At 48.3% G+C, this 19,510-nt stretch carries 16 protein-coding genes and 1 tRNA gene; all 17 read right to left on the bottom strand.

Annotated elements, in window-relative coordinates; all coding sequences use genetic code 11:
- Positions 1-14 precede the first annotated feature (14 nt).
- Complete coding sequence (rplD, locus tag T433_RS0106720; protein WP_027448972.1) at positions 15-644, bottom strand: 50S ribosomal protein L4; 630 nt, start codon at positions 642-644, stop codon at positions 15-17.
- A 2-nt stretch (positions 645-646) separates the two neighbouring features.
- A complete protein-coding gene (gene rplC / locus T433_RS0106715; RefSeq protein WP_027448971.1) occupies positions 647-1,261 on the bottom strand; it encodes a 50S ribosomal protein L3 in 615 nt (204 codons plus the stop codon).
- 381 nt (positions 1,262-1,642) lie between these two features.
- Positions 1,643-3,658, bottom strand: a complete 2,016-nt coding sequence (locus T433_RS0106710) for a protein-disulfide reductase DsbD family protein (RefSeq protein WP_027455306.1) — start codon at positions 3,656-3,658, stop codon at positions 1,643-1,645.
- 150 nt (positions 3,659-3,808) lie between these two features.
- Entirely contained in the window at positions 3,809-4,114 is a 306-nt protein-coding gene (gene rpsJ, locus T433_RS0106705; protein WP_027448969.1) for a 30S ribosomal protein S10, read from the bottom strand.
- Between the two features lie 122 nt (positions 4,115-4,236).
- Positions 4,237-6,363 (bottom strand): elongation factor G, encoded by a 2,127-nt coding sequence (gene fusA, locus T433_RS0106700; RefSeq protein ID WP_027455305.1) that lies wholly within the window; start codon positions 6,361-6,363, stop codon positions 4,237-4,239.
- A 39-nt stretch (positions 6,364-6,402) separates the two neighbouring features.
- Positions 6,403-6,879 carry a 30S ribosomal protein S7 gene (rpsG, locus tag T433_RS0106695; RefSeq protein WP_027448967.1) on the bottom strand — a complete coding sequence of 159 codons (477 nt, stop codon included), beginning with the start codon at positions 6,877-6,879 and terminating at the stop codon, positions 6,403-6,405.
- A gap of 159 nt (positions 6,880-7,038) precedes the next feature.
- The gene (gene rpsL / locus T433_RS0106690; protein WP_027448966.1) at positions 7,039-7,419 is read right to left on the bottom strand and encodes a 30S ribosomal protein S12; all 381 of its coding nucleotides are present in this window, start codon (positions 7,417-7,419) and stop codon (positions 7,039-7,041) included.
- Positions 7,420-7,675: 256 nt separating this feature from the next.
- On the bottom strand, positions 7,676-7,996 hold the full coding sequence (locus T433_RS0106685; RefSeq protein WP_027448965.1) for a DUF3467 domain-containing protein: 321 nt from the start codon (positions 7,994-7,996) through the stop codon (positions 7,676-7,678).
- Positions 7,997-8,100: 104 nt separating this feature from the next.
- The gene (rpoC, locus tag T433_RS0106680) at positions 8,101-12,432 is read right to left on the bottom strand and encodes a DNA-directed RNA polymerase subunit beta' (protein ID WP_027455304.1); all 4,332 of its coding nucleotides are present in this window, start codon (positions 12,430-12,432) and stop codon (positions 8,101-8,103) included.
- A 41-nt stretch (positions 12,433-12,473) separates the two neighbouring features.
- Positions 12,474-16,286: a DNA-directed RNA polymerase subunit beta gene (rpoB, locus tag T433_RS0106675; protein WP_027448963.1), complete on the bottom strand. Its 3,813-nt coding sequence runs from the start codon at positions 16,284-16,286 to the stop codon at positions 12,474-12,476.
- Between the two features lie 133 nt (positions 16,287-16,419).
- On the bottom strand, positions 16,420-16,800 hold the full coding sequence (gene rplL / locus T433_RS0106670) for a 50S ribosomal protein L7/L12 (RefSeq protein WP_027448962.1): 381 nt from the start codon (positions 16,798-16,800) through the stop codon (positions 16,420-16,422).
- A gap of 50 nt (positions 16,801-16,850) precedes the next feature.
- Positions 16,851-17,366, bottom strand: a complete 516-nt coding sequence (rplJ, locus tag T433_RS0106665) for a 50S ribosomal protein L10 (RefSeq protein ID WP_027448961.1) — start codon at positions 17,364-17,366, stop codon at positions 16,851-16,853.
- A gap of 20 nt (positions 17,367-17,386) precedes the next feature.
- Positions 17,387-18,079 carry a 50S ribosomal protein L1 gene (rplA, locus tag T433_RS0106660; protein WP_027448960.1) on the bottom strand — a complete coding sequence of 231 codons (693 nt, stop codon included), beginning with the start codon at positions 18,077-18,079 and terminating at the stop codon, positions 17,387-17,389.
- Between the two features lie 23 nt (positions 18,080-18,102).
- Complete coding sequence (gene rplK, locus T433_RS0106655) at positions 18,103-18,543, bottom strand: 50S ribosomal protein L11 (protein ID WP_027448959.1); 441 nt, start codon at positions 18,541-18,543, stop codon at positions 18,103-18,105.
- 95 nt (positions 18,544-18,638) lie between these two features.
- A complete protein-coding gene (nusG, locus tag T433_RS0106650) occupies positions 18,639-19,184 on the bottom strand; it encodes a transcription termination/antitermination protein NusG (RefSeq protein WP_027448958.1) in 546 nt (181 codons plus the stop codon).
- 7 nt (positions 19,185-19,191) lie between these two features.
- Positions 19,192-19,386, bottom strand: a complete 195-nt coding sequence (gene secE / locus T433_RS14865) for a preprotein translocase subunit SecE (RefSeq protein ID WP_044109409.1) — start codon at positions 19,384-19,386, stop codon at positions 19,192-19,194.
- A gap of 23 nt (positions 19,387-19,409) precedes the next feature.
- Positions 19,410-19,482 (bottom strand) — tRNA-Trp (locus T433_RS0106645).
- Positions 19,483-19,510: the final 28 nt, after the last annotated feature.

The raw sequence follows: 19,510 nt of genomic DNA, 5'->3' as shown, positions 1-19,510 counted from the left end.
CTGTTGTATCCTTTTTACTTGTTTAAGATTCCGTCGATTGTCTCGAGTGATTTTTCAGTAATCACCAGTACATCTGCGTTCAGCACCTTATAGGTGTTAACCTTAGAAGCCTCGAGAACCTCGGTCTTCTGCAGGTTGCGAGCAGACAGATATACATTTTTGCTAGCCTCGGGCAAAACGAAGAGCAACTTCTTGCCGTCTACCTTCAGGTTCTTTGCAATGTTAGCCATTTCCTTGGTCTTGGGTGCCTCGAAATCGAAGTCCTCAAGTACAACAATTGCATTCTCCTGAGCCTTGTAAGTCAGAGCAGACTTACGAGCAAGAGCCTTCACCTTCTTATTCAGCTTGAATCCATAGTCACGAGGTGTAGGACCGAACACGCGACCACCACCACGCAGCAGAGGTGAGTTGATATCACCATGACGAGCACCGCCGCCGCCTTTCTGACGACCGAGCTTGCGTGTAGAACCGCTAATCTCGCTACGTTCCTTTGACTTAGCGTTACCCTGGCGCTGGTTGGCCATGTACTGCTTTACGTCCAGATAGATGACGTGATCGTTAGGCTCAACTGCGAAGATGGCGTCATTCAGAACCACCTTTCTTCCGGTCTCCTGACCGTTGATATTCAATACACTAACTTCCATCTTTACTTCTCAATTAATACAGTTGAACCATTGCAACCAGCGCAGCTACCCTTCACGAGGAGGAGGTTGTGCTCCGGAATCACCTTTAACACTTTCAAGTTCTGAGTTGTCACACGATCACATCCCATGTGGCCACCCATGCGCATACCCTTGAATACCTTTGCGGGGTAAGAACAAGCACCGATAGAACCTGGCTTACGCAGACGGTCGTCCTGACCGTGAGTGCTCTGACCTACACCACCGAAACCGTGACGTTTAACAACGCCCTGGAATCCCTTACCTTTTGATGTACCTACAACGTCTACGAACTCTGCATCAGCGAAAAGCTCTACGGTGAGAGTATCACCTAAGTTGTAGTCCTCATCAAACTTGAACTCGGCCAAGTGGGCCTTTGGTGTTGTGCCGGCTTTCTTGAAGACACCCATCATCGCTTTGGTGGTATTCTTCTCTTTCTTCTCACCGAATGCGAGCTGAACGGCCTTGTAACCATCCTTCTCTACGGTCTTAACCTGTGTCACAACGCAAGGACCAGCTTCGATAACAGTGCACGGTACATTCTTACCGTCGGCACTGAAAACGGATGTCATTCCGATTTTTCTTCCTAATAATCCTGGCATTTCAGTTTTAATAATTTAAATAAATGAGTTATAAATAAGTTTTGTTACTATCTTTTCAAAGCATCGTTTTGCGACTACTATTTTATATACGCACAAAAAGAGACACAGCCCACCACCATACTTTGGATAAGGTTAAACTGCTCTTTTTCAGTGTATTGATAGCTTATAGCCAGCGCAACGACCACTTTTTGCGGGTGCAAAGGTACAAATATTATATGGAATCTCAAAGACCACGTACCTCCAAAATGCCAACTTTTATGAAAGTTTAACTATTCAACAATACCAAAAAGGTATATTTCATCATTTTGGAATCATCTAAAAGAATGAAAAAAGGCAAGGAAAAATCCCTTGCCCTTGTATTTTCACTAAAAACTAAAGTTATTATTGCCCCTGTCGGTATCGATCCAGTCCACCATCCAGGAACTGGAGGTAGGCGGCAACATCCTCGTCATAGGCACGACTGCCACTGAGGGGCTGAGCCGTAACGGGGTCGAGGATGACATAGTAAGGCTGCGCATTGGCACCGAACTTATGACTCTGCAGATAGCTCCACTTGGCGCCAACGGTGCGGAGAGTCTTAGTGTTTCCTTGATCGTCGGTAACCTCCATAGGCTCAGCCAGCGGAGTCTTGTCGTCCACGAAGAGAGAAATGAGAATATAGTCGTTGGTCAACTTGTCGGCTACACGAGGATCTGTCCATACGGCAGCCTCCATCTTACGACAATTCACACAACCAAACCCAGTAAAATCGAGGAACACGGGCTTACCTTGCTGGCGAGCAGCAGCCATACCGGCCTCATAATCGGTGTATTTAGCCTCTACCACCTTATTATTAAGATTGAAGTCCTGTGTATTAATAGGAGGAGCGAAGGCACTGACGGCCTTACAGGGAGCACCCCAGAGACCGGGAATCATATAAACGGCGAATGCAAACGATACAAGTCCACCCACGATGCAGATCACGGGCATGGGCTTATTCAAATCGCCACCAACCTCGTCTTCCTGAAACTTGAGCCAGCCACAGAGGTAAGCACCGAGCAAAGAGAAGATCACAATCCAGAGCGAGAGGAAGACCTCACGATCGAGGATGTGCCATCCATAAGCCAGGTCAGCCACTGACAAGAACTTCAAAGCGAAGGCCAACTCAACGAAGCCGAGTACCACCTTCAGCGTGGTCATCCATGAGCCAGAGCGGGGAGCCTGCTTCAACCATGTGGGGAACAGTGCGAACAGGGTGAAGGGCAAGGCCAAGGCAAAGGCGAAACCAAACATGCCAAGAGCAGGTGCCAGCCAGTTGCCACTGGTGGTAGTCTCTACGAGGAGCAATCCAATAATAGGAGCCGTACAAGAGAAAGACACCAATACCAAGGTGAAAGCCATCAGGAAGATAGACAGCAAACCACTGGTCTCGGAAGCCTTCGAGTCAACCTTATCAGCCCATGAACCAGGCAACTTGATTTCAAACCATCCAAAGAACGACAGAGCGAATATCACCAACAACAGGAACAGGAACACGTTGAAGACGGCATTGGTTGACATCGCATTAAGTGTATCACTTCCGAAGAAAGCCGTCACAAGGAGTCCCATACCCAAATAAATCACGATGATACTTAAACCATATGTAATCGCATCACGGATACCTTTCTTCTTATCAGTCTTAGCACGCTTCAAGAAGAAAGATACGGTCATAGGGATAATAGGCCAAATGCAGGGCATCAAGACCGCCAGCAGACCGCCAACAAAGCCCATCAACAGGATATAGAACAAAGAAGACGGAGTCTCGTTAGCACCATCATTCTGCAGAGAAGCGGGTTCCCAAAGAGCCGAGAAAGCAGAATCGACAGGCGCTGCGGCAACAGAGTCAGCCTGTAGCTCTACGACTTCAGGTATAGAATCCACTGCCTCACCCTGCTGAGCTTGATCTACAGGCTGAGCAGAGAGAGTCACGCGACCACTCTTCTTAAATTCAGCCTGAGAAGGAGGCATACACATCTCATCGTTGCATGAGCCATACTCCAGATAGCAATCGATCGTATATTGTGGTTTTGTGAAACGAACCTTCTGTACAAAAGTGGCTTTTTTCTCAAAAAAGCGCAACTCCATATCAAACATCTTATCATACTGTTTGATCACATGACCACGAGGTTTCAATTTACCAACAGTTTCAACACCATCCATTTTAACGGCATTGAACGAAGCAGAAACAGGACCATCATTTCCCAAATCAGTAGAATAAACGTGCCATCCATCATCGACAGTTGCCGTGAATACAATCTCGGCCTCGTCGTTTTCCAACATATTAAGCTGAGAACTGAAATGGACAGGATCCATCATCTGTCCCCAGATACTGGTGACAACGATCGTAGCCAACAAGCTAATAAGAGCGAATCTTTTCATTTCCTAAAGTAGAATAATCTAATAATAGTTTCAAATTGGTTGCAAAGGTACGAAAAAAGAGTCAAAATGAAAGCAATCGTATCATTAAATAAACAAAAAAAGCGGTGCCTCATTTCTGAAACACCGCACTTTAGTATCATATAAGGAGTACTACACCTTGATCTCAACCTCAACACCGCTGGGGAGTTCGAGCTTCATCAGAGCATCAACAGTCTTAGCTGTAGAGCTGTAGATGTCGATCAGACGCTTGTAGTCTGACAGCTGGAACTGCTCACGAGACTTCTTGTTTACGAAGGTAGAGCGGTTAACGGTGAAGATACGCTTGTGTGTGGGAAGGGGAATTGGACCGCTGATGATAGCACCAGTTGCCTTAACAGCCTTCACAATCTTCTCTGCTGACTTGTCTACGAGTTTGTGGTCGTAGCTCTTCAGCTTGATACGAATTTTCTGACTCATTGTCTTTTGTTTGTTTAATTGTTAATATATGGCCCCGCTAAAGAGTCATTTGCTCAGCGAAGCGAAGATTAGAAAGTGAAGAGCAGAAGCAAATGCTACGCTCTTCACAATTCATTTATCTATTACACGAGGTCAGCACGACCCTTAACCTCCTCGAGCACAGCCTTAGCGATAGCGCTTGACAGAGGAGCGTGGTGATCATACTCCATTGAGCTGGTAGCACGACCAGAGGTGATGGTACGCAGAGCGGTTACATAACCGAACATCTCTGACAGGGGAACCATTGCCTTAACGACACGGGCACCTGAACGAGCCTCTTCCATACCTTCTACCTGACCACGACGCTTGTTGAGGTCACCGATAACGTCACCCATGTTCTCCTCAGGAGTAACAACCTCGAGCTTCATGATAGGCTCCATCAGTACGGGCTTAGCCTTAGCACAAGCCTCCTTATAAGCCATCTGAGCTGCGATCTCGAATGAAAGCTGGTCAGAGTCAACGGGGTGGAAACCACCATCAACAACAACAACCTTTAGAGAGTCTACAGGATAACCACCGAGGATACCATTCTTCATAGCAGTCTCGAAGCCCTTCTGAATTGAGGGGATGAACTCCTTAGGAATGTTACCACCCTTAACCTCGTTTACGAACTGCAAGCCGGGGTTATTCTTCAGATCGTAGTCCTCATCAACAGGACCTACCTTAACAAGCATCTTAGCGTACTTACCGCGACCACCAGACTGCTTCTTGTAGGTCTCCTCGATTTCTACTTCCTTCATGATAGCCTCTTTGTAGTTAACCTGGGGCTTACCCTGGTTACACTCAACCTTGAACTCACGCTTCAGACGATCGATAATAATATCGAGGTGAAGCTCACCCATACCAGAGATGATGGTCTGACCACTCTGCTCGTCGGTACGTACAGTGAATGTGGGGTCTTCCTCAGCCAACTTAGCAAGACCATTATCCATCTTAGCGATGTCAGCCTGAGACTTAGGTTCAACGGCAATAGAAATCACAGTATCAGGGAAGGTCATTGACTCCAGCACGATGGGCTTCTCCTCATCACAGAGGGTATCACCAGTGCGGATATCCTTGAAACCTACACCTGCGCCGATATCACCAGCGTCGATAGACTCCATAGGAATTTCCTTGTTAGAGTTCATCTGGAACAGACGGCTGATACGCTCCTTCTTACCTGAACGGGGATTGTAAACGTATGAACCAGCCTTCACGCTACCAGAGTAAACGCGGAAGAATACCAGACGACCCATGTATGGATCGGTTGCGATCTTAAATGCGAGAGCAGAAGTAGCCTCATCTTCGCTTGGCTTACGAGCTTCCTCCTCGTCAGTCTCAGGATTGGTACCGATAACGGCCTCAGTATCCAGAGGTGATGGCAAGAATGCGCAGATATAGTCGAGCAGAGGCTGTACGCCCTTGTTCTTATAAGAAGAACCGCAGAGCATAGGTGTGCATTCCATTGCGATGGTACCCTTGCGGATAGCAGCGATGATCTCCTCCTCAGTGATAGAGTTAGGATCGTCGAAGAACTTCTCCATCAGAGCCTCGTCGAACTCAGCTGCAGACTCAAGAAGTTTCATACGCCACTCCTCGCACTCGTCAGCGAGGTCAGCAGGAATCTCCTCAACATCGTACTCAGCACCCATGGTCTCATCGTGCCACAGGATAGCCTTCATCTTGATCAGGTCAACAAGCCCCTTGAAGTTCTCCTCAGCACCGATGGGCACCTGGATAACAACGGGGTTAGCACCCAGGATGTCCTTCATCTGCTGTACAGTCTCGAAGAAGTCAGCTCCAGAACGGTCCATCTTGTTTACATAACCTACACGAGGTACGTTGTACTTATCAGCCTGACGCCATACGGTCTCAGACTGAGGCTGAACACCGTCGGCAGCAGAGTATGTAGCAACTGCACCATCGAGCACACGCAGTGAACGCTCAACCTCAGCGGTGAAGTCCACGTGTCCCGGAGTATCGATCAAGTTGATCTTATAGTTGTTGTTATTCCACTTCCAATTGCAGGTTGTAGCTGCAGAGGTAATGGTAATACCGCGCTCCTGCTCCTGCGCCATCCAGTCCATAGTAGCTGCACCATCGTGCACCTCACCAATCTTGTGGGTCTTACCTGTGTAGAACAGGATACGCTCAGAAGTGGTAGTCTTACCGGCATCGATGTGAGCCATGATACCGATGTTGCGGGTCAAATGCAAATCTTGTTTTGCCATTGTCTCTTTACCTTTTTACTATTATACCTTGATACTTTATTAGAAGCGGAAGTGTGCGAATGCACGGTTAGCCTCTGCCATGCGGTGCATATCTTCCTTACGCTTGAAGGCACCACCCTGGTTGTTGAATGCGTCCATAATCTCAGCAGCGAGCTTGTCAGACATAGACTTACCGCTACGCTTGCGAGCGAACTGGATCATATTCTTCATTGAGATGCTCTCCTTACGGTCGGGACGAATCTCGGTAGGAACCTGGAAAGTAGCACCACCGATACGGCGGCTCTTAACCTCTACTTGAGGAGTGATGTTGTCCAGAGCCTGCTTCCAGATTTCCAGGGGAGCCTTCTCTGCATCCTTCATCTTGTCCTTTACAATCTCCAGAGAGTTGTAGAAAATCTCATAAGACTTCGACTTCTTACCGTCGAACATCAGATGATTCACAAACTTTGAGACCTTCTGGTCGTTGAACACGGGATCGGGAAGGATCACGCGCTTCTTTGGTTTTGCTTTTCTCATTTTGTTGTTTTGTTCTTTTTGTCTGCTTGGGGCTGTTCTTTGTCTGTTCTTCAACGCCACGCTCTCGGGCATTTACTCAACCTGTCTATTAACAATTCTCCAGCAAAACGGGTTTGTTTCTTTTTGTTGTTTGGCCTTCTAACCTTCACCGGTTAGCTATTACTTCTTGGCCTTAGGACGCTTAGCACCGTACTTAGAACGACGCTGCGTGCGGTTTGCTACACCGGCGGTATCCAGAGTACCACGAACGATGTGATAACGTACACCAGGAAGGTCCTTTACACGACCACCACGCACCAGCACGATAGAGTGCTCCTGCAGGTTGTGTCCTTCTCCGGGAATGTAACTGTTGACTTCCTTCTGGTTAGTCAAACGAACACGGGCTACCTTACGCATAGCCGAATTAGGCTTCTTAGGAGTGGTCGTGTAGACACGTACGCAGACACCACGACGCTGAGGACAGTTGTCCAGAGCAGGTGACTTTGACTTGTCAACGATTTCCTTTCTGCCTTTGCGAACCAATTGTGAAATTGTAGGCATAATTACTTTAATTTTTTGTTTTTATTTATATATTTATATTGTATATATTCTATACGCCACAATATCCCCTCGTTAATCGCAGGGACATTTCGGGGTGCAAAGGTACGACATTTTCCCCAATCCACCTAATTTATAAGAAAGGAATATCCTCTAAAAAGAGTAAGTTTAACAAAAAATAAGGTTTTTAACAATTTATATCCCAAAACGAACTTCATTTTGGGATATAAACTGCTTAAGAAATTAATATAAGAACAGGTTAAGCCTCGCCCTTACCGGCATTGAATGGTGCAATGGTGCGTGGTCCAGATTGCTCAGGCATCTTGATGGGGCCGAAGGTCTTTTCATAGCGCATGATATTCTCCTGCAGTGCACCCAGCAGACGTTTTGCATGTTCTGGTGCTAAGATCACACGGCTACGCACCTGTGCCTTGGTTAATCCTGGCAGCATACGTGCAAAGTCAACGACAAATTCTGAAGAAGAATGAGTTATAATGGCAAAGTTTGCATATTCTCCTTGTGCCTTTTCTGGCAACAGTTCTACTTGAAGTCCAGGTTGCTTCTGATCGTTTTCGTTCATATTTATTGGTATTAAATGATTAATTGCCTGCAAATATAAACAAAAAAGCCGAAAGTACAAAAACTTTCGGCTTTTAATCTATTAGTATATTCGTTTAATACAAATTACTTCTCGTCAAGTACTGCCTCTTCAACGAAGTCAAGCACATTCTTGCGGTTAGCCTGCATGCGCTCATAGTCTTCCTTAGAGCCAACGATGATCTTCTCGAACTCGCGCAGACCAGTACCGGCAGGAATCAGGTGACCGCAAATTACGTTCTCCTTCATACCCTCGAGGAAGTCCTGCTTACCGCGGATAGCAGCCTCATTCAGAACCTTCGTGGTTTCCTGGAACGATGCAGCCGACATGAACGACTTGGTCTGGAGGGCTGCACGTGTGATACCCTGCAGGATCTGAGTAGAAGTAGCGGGCACAGCGTCACGCACCTGAACGGTACGCAGGTCACGGCGCTTCAGTGATGTGTTCTCATCACGCAGGCGACGAGCCGTTACGATCTGTCCCTTCTGCAGGTTCTCTGAGTCACCGGCGTCAACGACAACCTTCTTACCCCAGATACGATCGTTCTCCTCAGCGAAGTCGAGCTTATCGATGATATCAGACTCGAGGAATGAAGTATCACCGGGATCGTTGATCTGTACCTTACGCATCATCTGACGAACGATGATCTCGAAGTGCTTATCGTTGATCTTGATACCCTGCAGACGGTAAACGTCCTGTACCTCGTTAACGATATACTCCTGTACAGCGGTGGGACCCTTAATAGCGAGGATATCGCTAGGAGTGATAGCACCGTCAGAGAGAGGAGTACCAGCACGAACGGCATCGTGCTCCTGTACCAGGATCTGCTTAGACAGAGATACCAAGTACTTGCGCTGGTCGCCAGACTTAGAAGTAACGATGATCTCACGGTTACCACGCTTTACCTTACCCATGGTGACCTCACCATCGATTTCTGATACGACAGCAGGGTTAGATGGGTTACGAGCCTCGAAGAGCTCAGTAACACGAGGCAGACCGGCGGTAATATCACCACCCTTAGCAGCAGCACGAGGAATCTTCACGAGGGTCTCACCAGTCTTCACGGTCTGACCATCCTCAACAACCACGTGGCCACCCACAGGGAAGTTATATGTACCTATCTTCTCGCCATTAGCATCCAGAACATCACAGGTAGGTACCTTCGTCTTATCCTTAGACTCGGTCACGATCTTCTCGGTCAAACCGGTTGTTTCGTCGGTCTCGGCACGGAAAGTAACACCCTCGATGACATCATTGAATCTCAGTGTACCAGTGTACTCAGTTACGATAACGGCGTTGAATGGGTCCCACTGAGCGATCTTGTCGCCCTTGGCAACCACGTCGCCATTTTTGAAGTACAGTGAAGAACCGTAAGGAACGTTCACGGTAGAGAGAACAATCTTTGTATTTGGATCTACGAAACGCAGTTCACCCAGACGGCTCACTACCATCTCGCACTCACGTCCGTCCTCATCGAATGGTACGGTACGAACCTCTTCCATTTCGATGCGTGCGCTCTCGTACTTAGATACGATGCTGGCGTTGGCAGCTGCGTTGGCAGCCACACCACCGGCGTGGAACGTACGCAGAGTCAGCTGTGTACCTGGCTCACCGATAGCCTGTGCAGCGATAACACCGACAGCCTCACCCTTCTGAACCATACGACGGGTTGCGAGGTTACGTCCGTAACACTTCATGCAGACACCCTTCTTCGACTCACAAGTCAGAACCGAACGGATCTCAACGCTCTCAATCTCAGACTTCTCAATCTCGTCAGCGATAGCCTCGGTGATTTCCTCACCAGCAGGAACAATCACCTCACCGGTCTTAGGATTGATCACGTCATGAACAGATACACGACCCAGGATACGCTCAGAGAGAGAAGAAATCACCTCGTCACCGCTCTTCAGCGCTGTGCAAACCAGTCCACGGAGTGTACCACAGTCTTCCTCGTTGATGATCACGTCATGTGAAACGTCAACCAGACGACGTGTCAGGTAACCGGCGTCGGCCGTCTTCATGGCCGTATCAGCCAGACCCTTACGAGCACCGTGCGTAGAGATGAAGTACTCCAGCACAGACATACCCTCCTTAAAGTTAGACAGAATTGGGTTCTCAATAATCTGGTGTCCCTCGGCACCTGCCTTCTGAGGCTTAGCCATCAGACCACGGATACCAGAGAGCTGTTTGATCTGATCCTTACTACCACGGGCACCAGAGTCAAGCATCATGAATACGGCATTGAAGCCCTGGTCAGCCTCGGTCATCTCCTTCATCAGGATGTTACCGATATCATTATTAACGTGTGTCCAGGTATCAATAACCTGATTATAACGCTCGTTATCAGTGATGAAGCCCATGTTATAGTTGTCGGTAATCTGCTGTACCTCTTCATTACCCTTAGCAATCAGGTCAGCCTTCTCCTTAGGAATGATAATATCATCAAGGTTGAACGACAGACCAGCCAGGTATGCCATACGATAACCCAGGTTCTTAATACCATCAAGGAACTCACAAGCCTCGGCGAAACCTACGTTTTTGATAACATCAGCAATGATGTCGCGCAGAGACTTCTTAGAGATAACCTTATTAACGAAACCTACCTCGTCGGGGATGATACCGTTCACGATCACACGACCTACAGAGGTCTCTACCTGGTGACGCACCTTGATGCCGTCAACCACATCGTCAACGATTACCTTCACCTGAGCGTGGAGGTCACACTTTCCTTCATTGTGAGCAATGATAGCCTCCTCAGCACCATAGAATGAGAGGCCCTCACCCTTAGCACCTGGACGAATCTTGGTGATATAGTACAGACCAAGCACCATATCCTGTGAAGGCACGGTGATAGGAGCACCATTGGCAGGGTTCAGGATGTTATGGCTCTGCAGCATCAGCAGCTGAGCCTCGAGGATAGCCTCGTTTGACAAGGGGAGGTGAACAGCCATCTGGTCACCATCGAAGTCAGCGTTGAACGCCGTACATGCCAGTGGGTGCAGCTGGATAGCCTTACCCTCAATCAGCTTAGGCTGGAATGCCTGGATACCCAGACGGTGCAGTGTTGGTGCACGGTTCAGCAGTACGGGGTGACCCTTCATCACGTTCTCCAGGATATCCCAGATCACAGGCTCACGACGATCTACGATCTTCTTAGCGCTCTTCACCGTCTTCACGATACCGCGCTCGATGAGCTTACGGATGATGAATGGCTTATAGAGCTCGGCAGCCATCAACTTAGGCAGACCGCACTCACCCATCTTCAGCTCAGGACCAACGACGATCACCGAACGTGCTGAGTAGTCAACACGCTTACCGAGCAAGTTCTGACGGAAACGTCCAGACTTACCCTTCAGTGAGTCAGAGAGTGACTTCAAAGGACGGTTGCTGTCGCTCTTCACAGCTGAAGACTTACGGCTGTTGTCGAACAACGAGTCAACAGCCTCCTGCAGCATACGCTTCTCGTTTCGCAGGATCACCTCAGGAGCATGAATCTCCATCAGGCGCTTCAGACGGTTGTTACGGATGATGACACGACGATAGAGGTCGTTCAAGTCAGAAGTAGCAAAGCGACCACCATCCAGGGGCACCAGAGGACGAAGCTCAGGAGGTGTCACAGGGATAATCTTCATGATCATCCACTCAGGACGGTTGATGCCCTTCTCTACAGAGTTACGGAAAGCCTCTACTACCTGCAGACGCTTCAGAGCCTCGTTCTTACGCTGCTGAGAAGAGTCGGTATTAGCGCGGTCGCGCAGCTCATATGACAGAGAGTCGAGGTCCAGTCCCTGAAGCAGTTCATAAACGGCCTCTGCACCCATCTTAGCGATGAACTTGTTAGGATCGCTGTCGTCCAGATAGTAGTTCTCCTCGCTCAGCTGGTTGTCGAGCAGATCGTTATACTCCTCTTCAGAGAGCAAGTCAAACTTCTGCGAGCCCAGCAGAGGATTACCCTCTGCATCCTTACGACCCTCCAGCACACCAGGCTGGATAACGACGTAGCGCTCGTAGTAGATGATAGCATCCAACTTCTTTGTAGGCAGTCCCAGCAGATAGCCAATCTTGTTAGGCAAGCTGCGGAAATACCAGATATGAGCTACGGGCACTACCAGTTCGATATGTCCGCTACGCTCACGACGTACCTTCTTCTCGGTAACCTCAACACCGCATCGGTCGCAGACGATACCCTTATAGCGGATACGCTTGTACTTACCGCAGGCGCACTCATAGTCCTTGGTAGGACCGAAGATACGCTCACAGAACAGACCGTCGCGCTCGGGCTTATAGGTACGATAGTTGATGGTCTCAGGCTTGGTAACCTCACCGAAAGAACTCTCGAGAATCTCCTCAGGAGAGGCCAATCCGATGGTAATCTTGGTGAAGTTATTCTTTGTCTTTGAATCTTTCTTGAAAGCCATATTTCAAATCTTCAATTTTCAATTTTCAATTATCAATTCACTTAATCGAGGGTTACGCTGAGTCCCAGACCACGCAACTCGTGCAACAGCACGTTGAGTGACTCAGGAATACCAGGTGTAGGCATAGGCTCACCCTTCACGATAGCCTCGTAAGCCTTAGAACGACCAACAGTATCGTCAGACTTGATTGTCAGAATCTCCTGAAGCACATGGCTGGCACCGAAGGCCTCCAGTGCCCAAACCTCCATCTCACCGAAACGCTGACCACCAAACTGTGCTTTACCACCGAGAGGCTGCTGCGTGATAAGACTGTATGGGCCGATAGAACGAGCGTGCATCTTATCCTCTACCATGTGACCGAGTTTCAAGAAGTAAGTGATACCTACTGTTGCGGGCTGGTCGAAGCGCTCACCGGTCTCACCATCATACAGGTGGGTAGAGCACAGACGAGGCAGACCTGCCTTGTCGGTCCATTCAGCCAGGTCTTCCAGCTTAGCACCGTCGAAGATAGGTGTAGCGAACTTCACGCCCAGACGCTTACCGGCAGCACCGAGGATAGCCTCGAAGATCTGACCCAGGTTCATACGAGAAGGCACACCCAGAGGGTTCAGCACCAGGTCAACAGGACGACCATCCTCGAGGAATGGCATATCCTCCTGGCGAACGACCTTAGACACGATACCCTTGTTACCGTGACGACCGGCCAGCTTATCACCCACACCAATCTTACGTTTCTTAGCTACATATACCTTAGCCATCTGCAGAATGCCTGAAGGCAGCTCGTCACCGATGGTGATAGCGAACTTCTTACGCTTCATCTCTGCATCAAGCAGCTTGTACTTCTTCATATAGTTGATGATGAGCTGAGCAATCAGTGTGTTCTTGTGCTCATCATTTGTCCAGTTGCTGGTCTGCACGTCACCATACTCCAGGTTCTTCAGGTTTGTCATGGTGAACTTAGAGCCCTTAGAGATAATCTCTGCACCAGTGTAGTCCTTCACACCCTGTGAAGTTCTGCCCTTGGTCAGCTCCAGCAGTTTGTCAACCAGGATATCCTTCAGGTCCTCAACCTTTGCCTCGTACTCCTCGTCGATCTTAGCCAGGATCTGCTTGTCCTGCATCTTGGTCTGACGAGTCTTGATAGCACGTGCAAACAACTTCTTATCGATAACGACACCAGTCAGTGAGGGGTTAGCCTTCAGTGAAGAGTCCTTCACATCGCCAGCCTTATCACCGAAGATGGCACGAAGCAGCTTCTCCTCAGGTGAAGGATCGCTCTCACCCTTAGGTGAAATCTTACCAATCAGGATATCGCCTGGCTCTACGCGAGCACCGACGCGAATCACACCATTGTCGTCGAGGTCCTTAGTAGCTTCCTCGCTGACGTTAGGAATATCAGAAGTGAACTCCTCCATACCACGCTTGGTCTCACGCACGTCGAGAGAGTACTCATCCACGTGAACAGAGGTCAGCACGTCCTCACGAACGATACGCTCGTTCAGTACGATAGCATCCTCATAGTTGTAACCCTTCCAAGGCATGTAAGCCACCAACAGGTTGCGACCCAGTGCCAGCTCGCCATTCTCAGTAGCATAACCCTCAGTCAGGATATCACCCTTCTTCACGCGCTGGCCCTTGTTACAGATAGGACGCAGGTCGATGGTCATGTTCTGGTTGGTACGACGGAACTTAGCGATGCGGTATTCCTTCAGCGCAGGCTCGAAGCTTACGAACTCCTCATCCTCCGTACGATCGTACAGGATGCGGATGGTGGTAGCATCAACATACTCAATCACACCGTCGCCCTCGGCAGTCACCATGGTGCGAGAGTCCTCACAAACCTGCTTCTCAATACCGGTACCTACGATAGGAGCCTCGTTGTGAAGCAGAGGCACAGCTTGGCGCATCATGTTAGATCCCATCAGTGCACGGTGAGCATCGTCGTGCTCCAAGAAAGGAATCAGAGATGCAGCGATAGAGGCAATCTGCTGAGGAGATACATCCATCAGGTTCACCTCTGAGGGAGGAACAACGGGGAAGTCGGCATCCTGACGACACTTAACGACAGGACGGATGAAGGTACCATCATCGTTCAGAGGTGCATTACCCTGACCAATGATAAAGTTCTCCTCCTCCTCAGCGGTCAGGAATACGATATCATCATTATTCAAGTTGGCCACACCATTCTCCACCTTACGGTAAGGAGTCTGGATAAAGCCCAACTCATTGATCTTAGCATATACACAGAGCGAAGAAATCAGACCGATGTTTGGTCCTTCAGGGCTCTCAATAGGACACAGACGACCGTAGTGAGTGTAGTGTACGTCACGCACCTCAAAGCCGGCACGCTCACGAGACAGACCGCCAGGACCGAGGGCCGAGAGACGACGCTTGTGAGTAACCTCTGCCAGAGGATTGGTCTGGTCCATGAACTGTGACAGTGGGTTGGTACCGAAGAATGAGTTGATCACGCTAGAGATTGTCTTGGCGTTGATCAGGTCGGTAGGTGTGAACACCTCATTGTCACGTACGTTCATGCGCTCACGAATGGTGCGGCTCATACGTGCCAAACCAATCGAGAACTGGTTAGACAGCTGTTCACCAACGGTGCGTACGCGACGGTTTGACAGGTGGTCAATATCATCGACAGCAGCCTTAGAGTTGATCAGCTGGATGAGATATTTGATAATCTCGATAATATCTTCTTTAGTCAGCACACGAACATCCATATCGGTGTCGAGTCCCAACTTCTTATTGATTCTGTAGCGACCCACATCACCCAAGTCATAACGCTTGTCAGAGAAGAACAGGTTCTGAATCACCTCACGAGCGCTGGCATCATCAGCAGGGTCAGCATTACGCAACTGACGATAGATGTAGAGCACAGCCTCTTTCTCTGAGTTTGAGGGGTCCTTAGCCAACGTATTGAAGATGATAGAGAAGTCCTGAGCCGTATTCTCGTCCTTGTGAACCAGAATCGTCTGAGCACCACTCTCCAGGATGTCAATCAAGTTGTCCTCAGTGATCTCGGTCTCACGATCCATGATCACCTCGTTACGCTCGATTGATACAACCTCACCGGTATCCTCATCTACGAAGTCCTCGTTCCAGCTCTTCAGCACACGTGCAGCCAGCTTGCAGCCAACTACCTTCTTCAGAGCTGTCTTATTGACCTTCACCTCCTCGGCGAGGTCGAAAATCTGCAGGATGTCCTTATCGGTCTCATAACCGATGGCACGCAGCAGTGTAGTAACAGGCAACTTCTTCTTACGATCGATGTACGCATACATCACATTGTTGATGTCGGTAGCGAACTCAATCCAAGATCCCTTGAATGGAATGATACGAGCTGAATACAGCAAGGTGCCGTTTGCATGCACGTTCTGACCGAAGAACACGCCGGGAGAACGGTGCAACTGTGAAACGACAACGCGCTCGGCACCATTTATCACAAATGTGCCGTTAGCAGTCATATAAGGAATAGGACCGAGGAACACATCCTGGATCACTGTTCCGAAATCCTCGTGATCGGGGTCCGTGCAGTACAACTTCAGCTTGGCCTTCAAGGGTACACTATAGGTCAGACCACGCTCCAGACACTCGTCGATGGTGTAGCGAGGTGGGTCGATATAGTAATCCAAGAACTCAAGGACGAAATTATTACGAGTATCAGTGATAGGGAAGTTCTCTGCGAACACCTTATACAAACCGTCGTTCTTGCGTTCCTCAGGCGGAGTGTCTAACTGCAGGAAGTCTTTGAAAGACTTTAATTGCACATCGAGGAAATCCGGCAGCGGCATAGGATTCTTGACGCTACCAAAGTTTACTCTGTTGTCTATTACTTTCGATGTCATATGATAATGTAATGATTCTATAAAGCCGGAGATTCCGGAGTCTCCGGTCAAACCGGATCTATAAAAAGACAAGAAAAGGCTAGGAACCCTCTACTTGAGAGTCCCTAACCATAAAATATTGTTGTGCTTAAAATTACTTCAGCTCAACTACGGCACCAGCAGCCTCGATAGCCTTCTTCAGGTTCTCAGCCTCTTCCTTAGACAGGCCTTCCTTTACAGTAGCAGGAGCACCGTCTACCAGGTCCTTAGCCTCTTTCAGGCCCAGGCCGCAAGCTTCCTTAACAGCCTTTACAACCTGCAACTTAGCAGCGCCAGCCTCCTTCAGGATTACATCGAAAGAGGTCTTCTCCTCAGCTGCGGGAGCAGCGCCACCAGCAGCGGGACCAGCAGCTACAGCAACGGCTGCAGCAGCAGGCTCAATTCCATACTCGTCCTTCAGGACTGTTGCCAACTCGTTAACTTCTTTTACAGTAAGGTTTACCAACTCTTCTGCAATAGCTTTGATATCTGCCATTTTATTTAAAATTTTAATTGTTTTTAATGTGAATGAAATTACTTTTTCGCTTATTTGTTACGCTCAGCGACAGCGTCAAGCAGGCCGTGGATCTTGCCACCGGCATTAAGGCCAGAAACAACATTCTTGATCGGCGACTGCAGCAGAGCCACAACTTCGGCGATAAGTTCGTTCTTGCTCTTGATAGCAACAAGCTCGTCAAGTTTGTCAGCACCAACGAAGATGCTCTCCTCGGCATAAGCACCCTTCAATGCAGGGATACCTTCCTTCTTATATTCCTTGATAAGCTTAGCAGGTACATTAGCCGTATTGCAGAACATTACGGCGGTATTGCCCTTCAAGCACTCGTAAAGAGGTGAGAAATCGATTTCTGAAGCTTCGAAAGCCTTGTGGAGAAGAGTGTTCTTCACAACGAGAAGCTTAATCTCATTCTTGAAGCACTTACGACGCAGGTCGCTAGTAGCCTCTGCATTCAGTCCGGTCAGGTCAACCAGATAGAAGTGAGGGAACTTCTTCAGCTGCTCTCCGAGTTCTACGATAATAGTATCTTTTACTTCCTTTTTCATTTTACTAAACTTTTAACGAGTTATTCAACTGATTTAGGATCTATCTTGATACCCTTACTCATAGTGCTTGAAATAAAGATACTCTTCATGTATGTACCCTTAGCGGCAGCGGGCTTCAGCTTGATAATGGTAGAGATAAACTCCTTAGCATTCTCATAGATCTGATCAGCAGTGAAGCTAACCTTACCGATTGAGGTGTGTACAATACCAGCCTTATCAACCTTAAAGTCAATCTTACCCTGCTTTACTTCCTTCACTGCCTTAGCAACGTCCATAGTAACAGTGCCACTCTTTGGGTTAGGCATCAAGCCACGAGGACCGAGTACACGACCCAAGGGGCCCAACTTACCCATGCATGAGGGCATTGTGATAATCACATCAACATCAGTCCAACCACCTTTGATCTTCTCGATATACTCGTCGAGACCAACATAGTCGGCACCAGCTTCCTTAGCGGCAGCCTCCTGATCAGGAGTACAGAGAGCGAGTACACGTGTTACCTTACCAGTACCGTTCGGCAGTGAAACAACACCACGAACCATCTGGTTAGCCTTACGTGGATCAACGCCCAAGCGTACATCGATATCTACTGAAGCCTCAAACTTGGTTGTGGTGATTTCCTTAACCAGTGTAGCGGCCTCTTTGAGAGAGTATGCTTTCCCTGCTTCAATCTTATCAGCTACCAACTTTTGATTTTTTGTCAGTTTACTCATTGTTCTAAAAATTGAAGTTATTGTTATTTACCAGGGAACTCCCCTTGTACAGTGATACCCATGCTACGAGCTGTACCAGCAATCAGTTTCATAGCAGACTCAATTGTGAAACAGTTGAGGTCAGCCATCTTATCCTCTGCGATAGCGCGTACCTGATCCCATGTAACGGTAGCTACCTTCTTACGGTTAGGTTCAGAAGAACCACCCTTTACCTTGGCAGCCTCCATCAGCTGAACAGCAGCGGGAGGAGTTTTGATGACGAAACTGAATGACTTGTCAGCATAGTATGTGATAACAACAGGAAGAATCTTTCCTGCCTTATCCTGGGTTCTGGCGTTGAACTCTTTGCAGAATCCCATGATGTTAATACCCTTTGAACCCAGTGCAGGTCCTACGGGAGGCGAGGGATTCGCAGCGCCACCTTTAATCTGTAATTTGATTAATCCAGCAACTTCTTTAGCCATTTCTGTTTATTATTATTATTGATTGTCATATAAGCCAAGGAGTGGAAGCCTCCTGTGACCGTATACTAGAACAGACACATCGTAACAATTGTGCCCTATTCTTTTTCTACTTGATTGAATGCGAGTTCCAAAGGTGTCTTACGACCGAAAATCTTAACCATCACCTTCAGCTTACGCTTTTCGGCATTAACCTCCTCGATAACACCGCTGAAACCACTGAAAGGTCCATCTGTCACCTTCACAGCCTCGTCGACCATGTAAGGCACTGCAACCTCTTCCGTGCGGATAGCAGTCTCTTCAACAGTACCGAGAATGCGGTTAATATCAGCCTGGCGTACGGGGCTTGGGTTATCCATACCACCTAAGAAGCCAAGCACATTAGGGATGAAACGCAGAGTGTGGGCTGTCTCACCATCAAGGCGAGCTTCAACCAAAACATAGCCAGGGAGGAACAGTTTCTCCTTGACAACACGTTTGCCGTTACGAAGCTGAGCATATTTTTCGGTAGGCAACAAAATCTGACCAACATTGTTAGCCAGAGTTTGATCATTCTTCATCAATGCCTCCAGATACTCTTTGACCTTAGCTTCTTTACCGCTGACGGCCTTCAGAACATACCATTTTTTTCCTGTATCAGCCATCTTTCTATTAAATACCCATGTAAAGAACGTCGGTCACCAGTCCCCAGATCTTATCCATAGCAAGGACTACCAAAGCGATAATCAATGAAGCGGTAAGAACGAGAACTGCACTACCAGTAAGTTCCTGACGTGAGGGCCAGGTAACTTGATGTGCCAACTCATTGTAGCAAGTCTGGCAGTATGTAAAGAACTTCTTAATAATATTCATCTTCTTATTCTATTTCGCACGGGAAGGAGGACTCGAACCCACGACCCTCGGTTTTGGAGACCGATGCTCTACCAACTGAGCTATTCCCGTAAGTAAGCCCCCACCCTTGAGCGGGGGC

The organism is Xylanibacter brevis ATCC 19188 (assembly GCF_000621725.1).
In the GTDB taxonomy this organism is placed as follows: domain Bacteria; phylum Bacteroidota; class Bacteroidia; order Bacteroidales; family Bacteroidaceae; genus Prevotella; species Prevotella brevis.
Note: the sequence above shows the minus strand (reverse complement) of the source record. Positions and strands in the feature narration are given on the sequence as shown.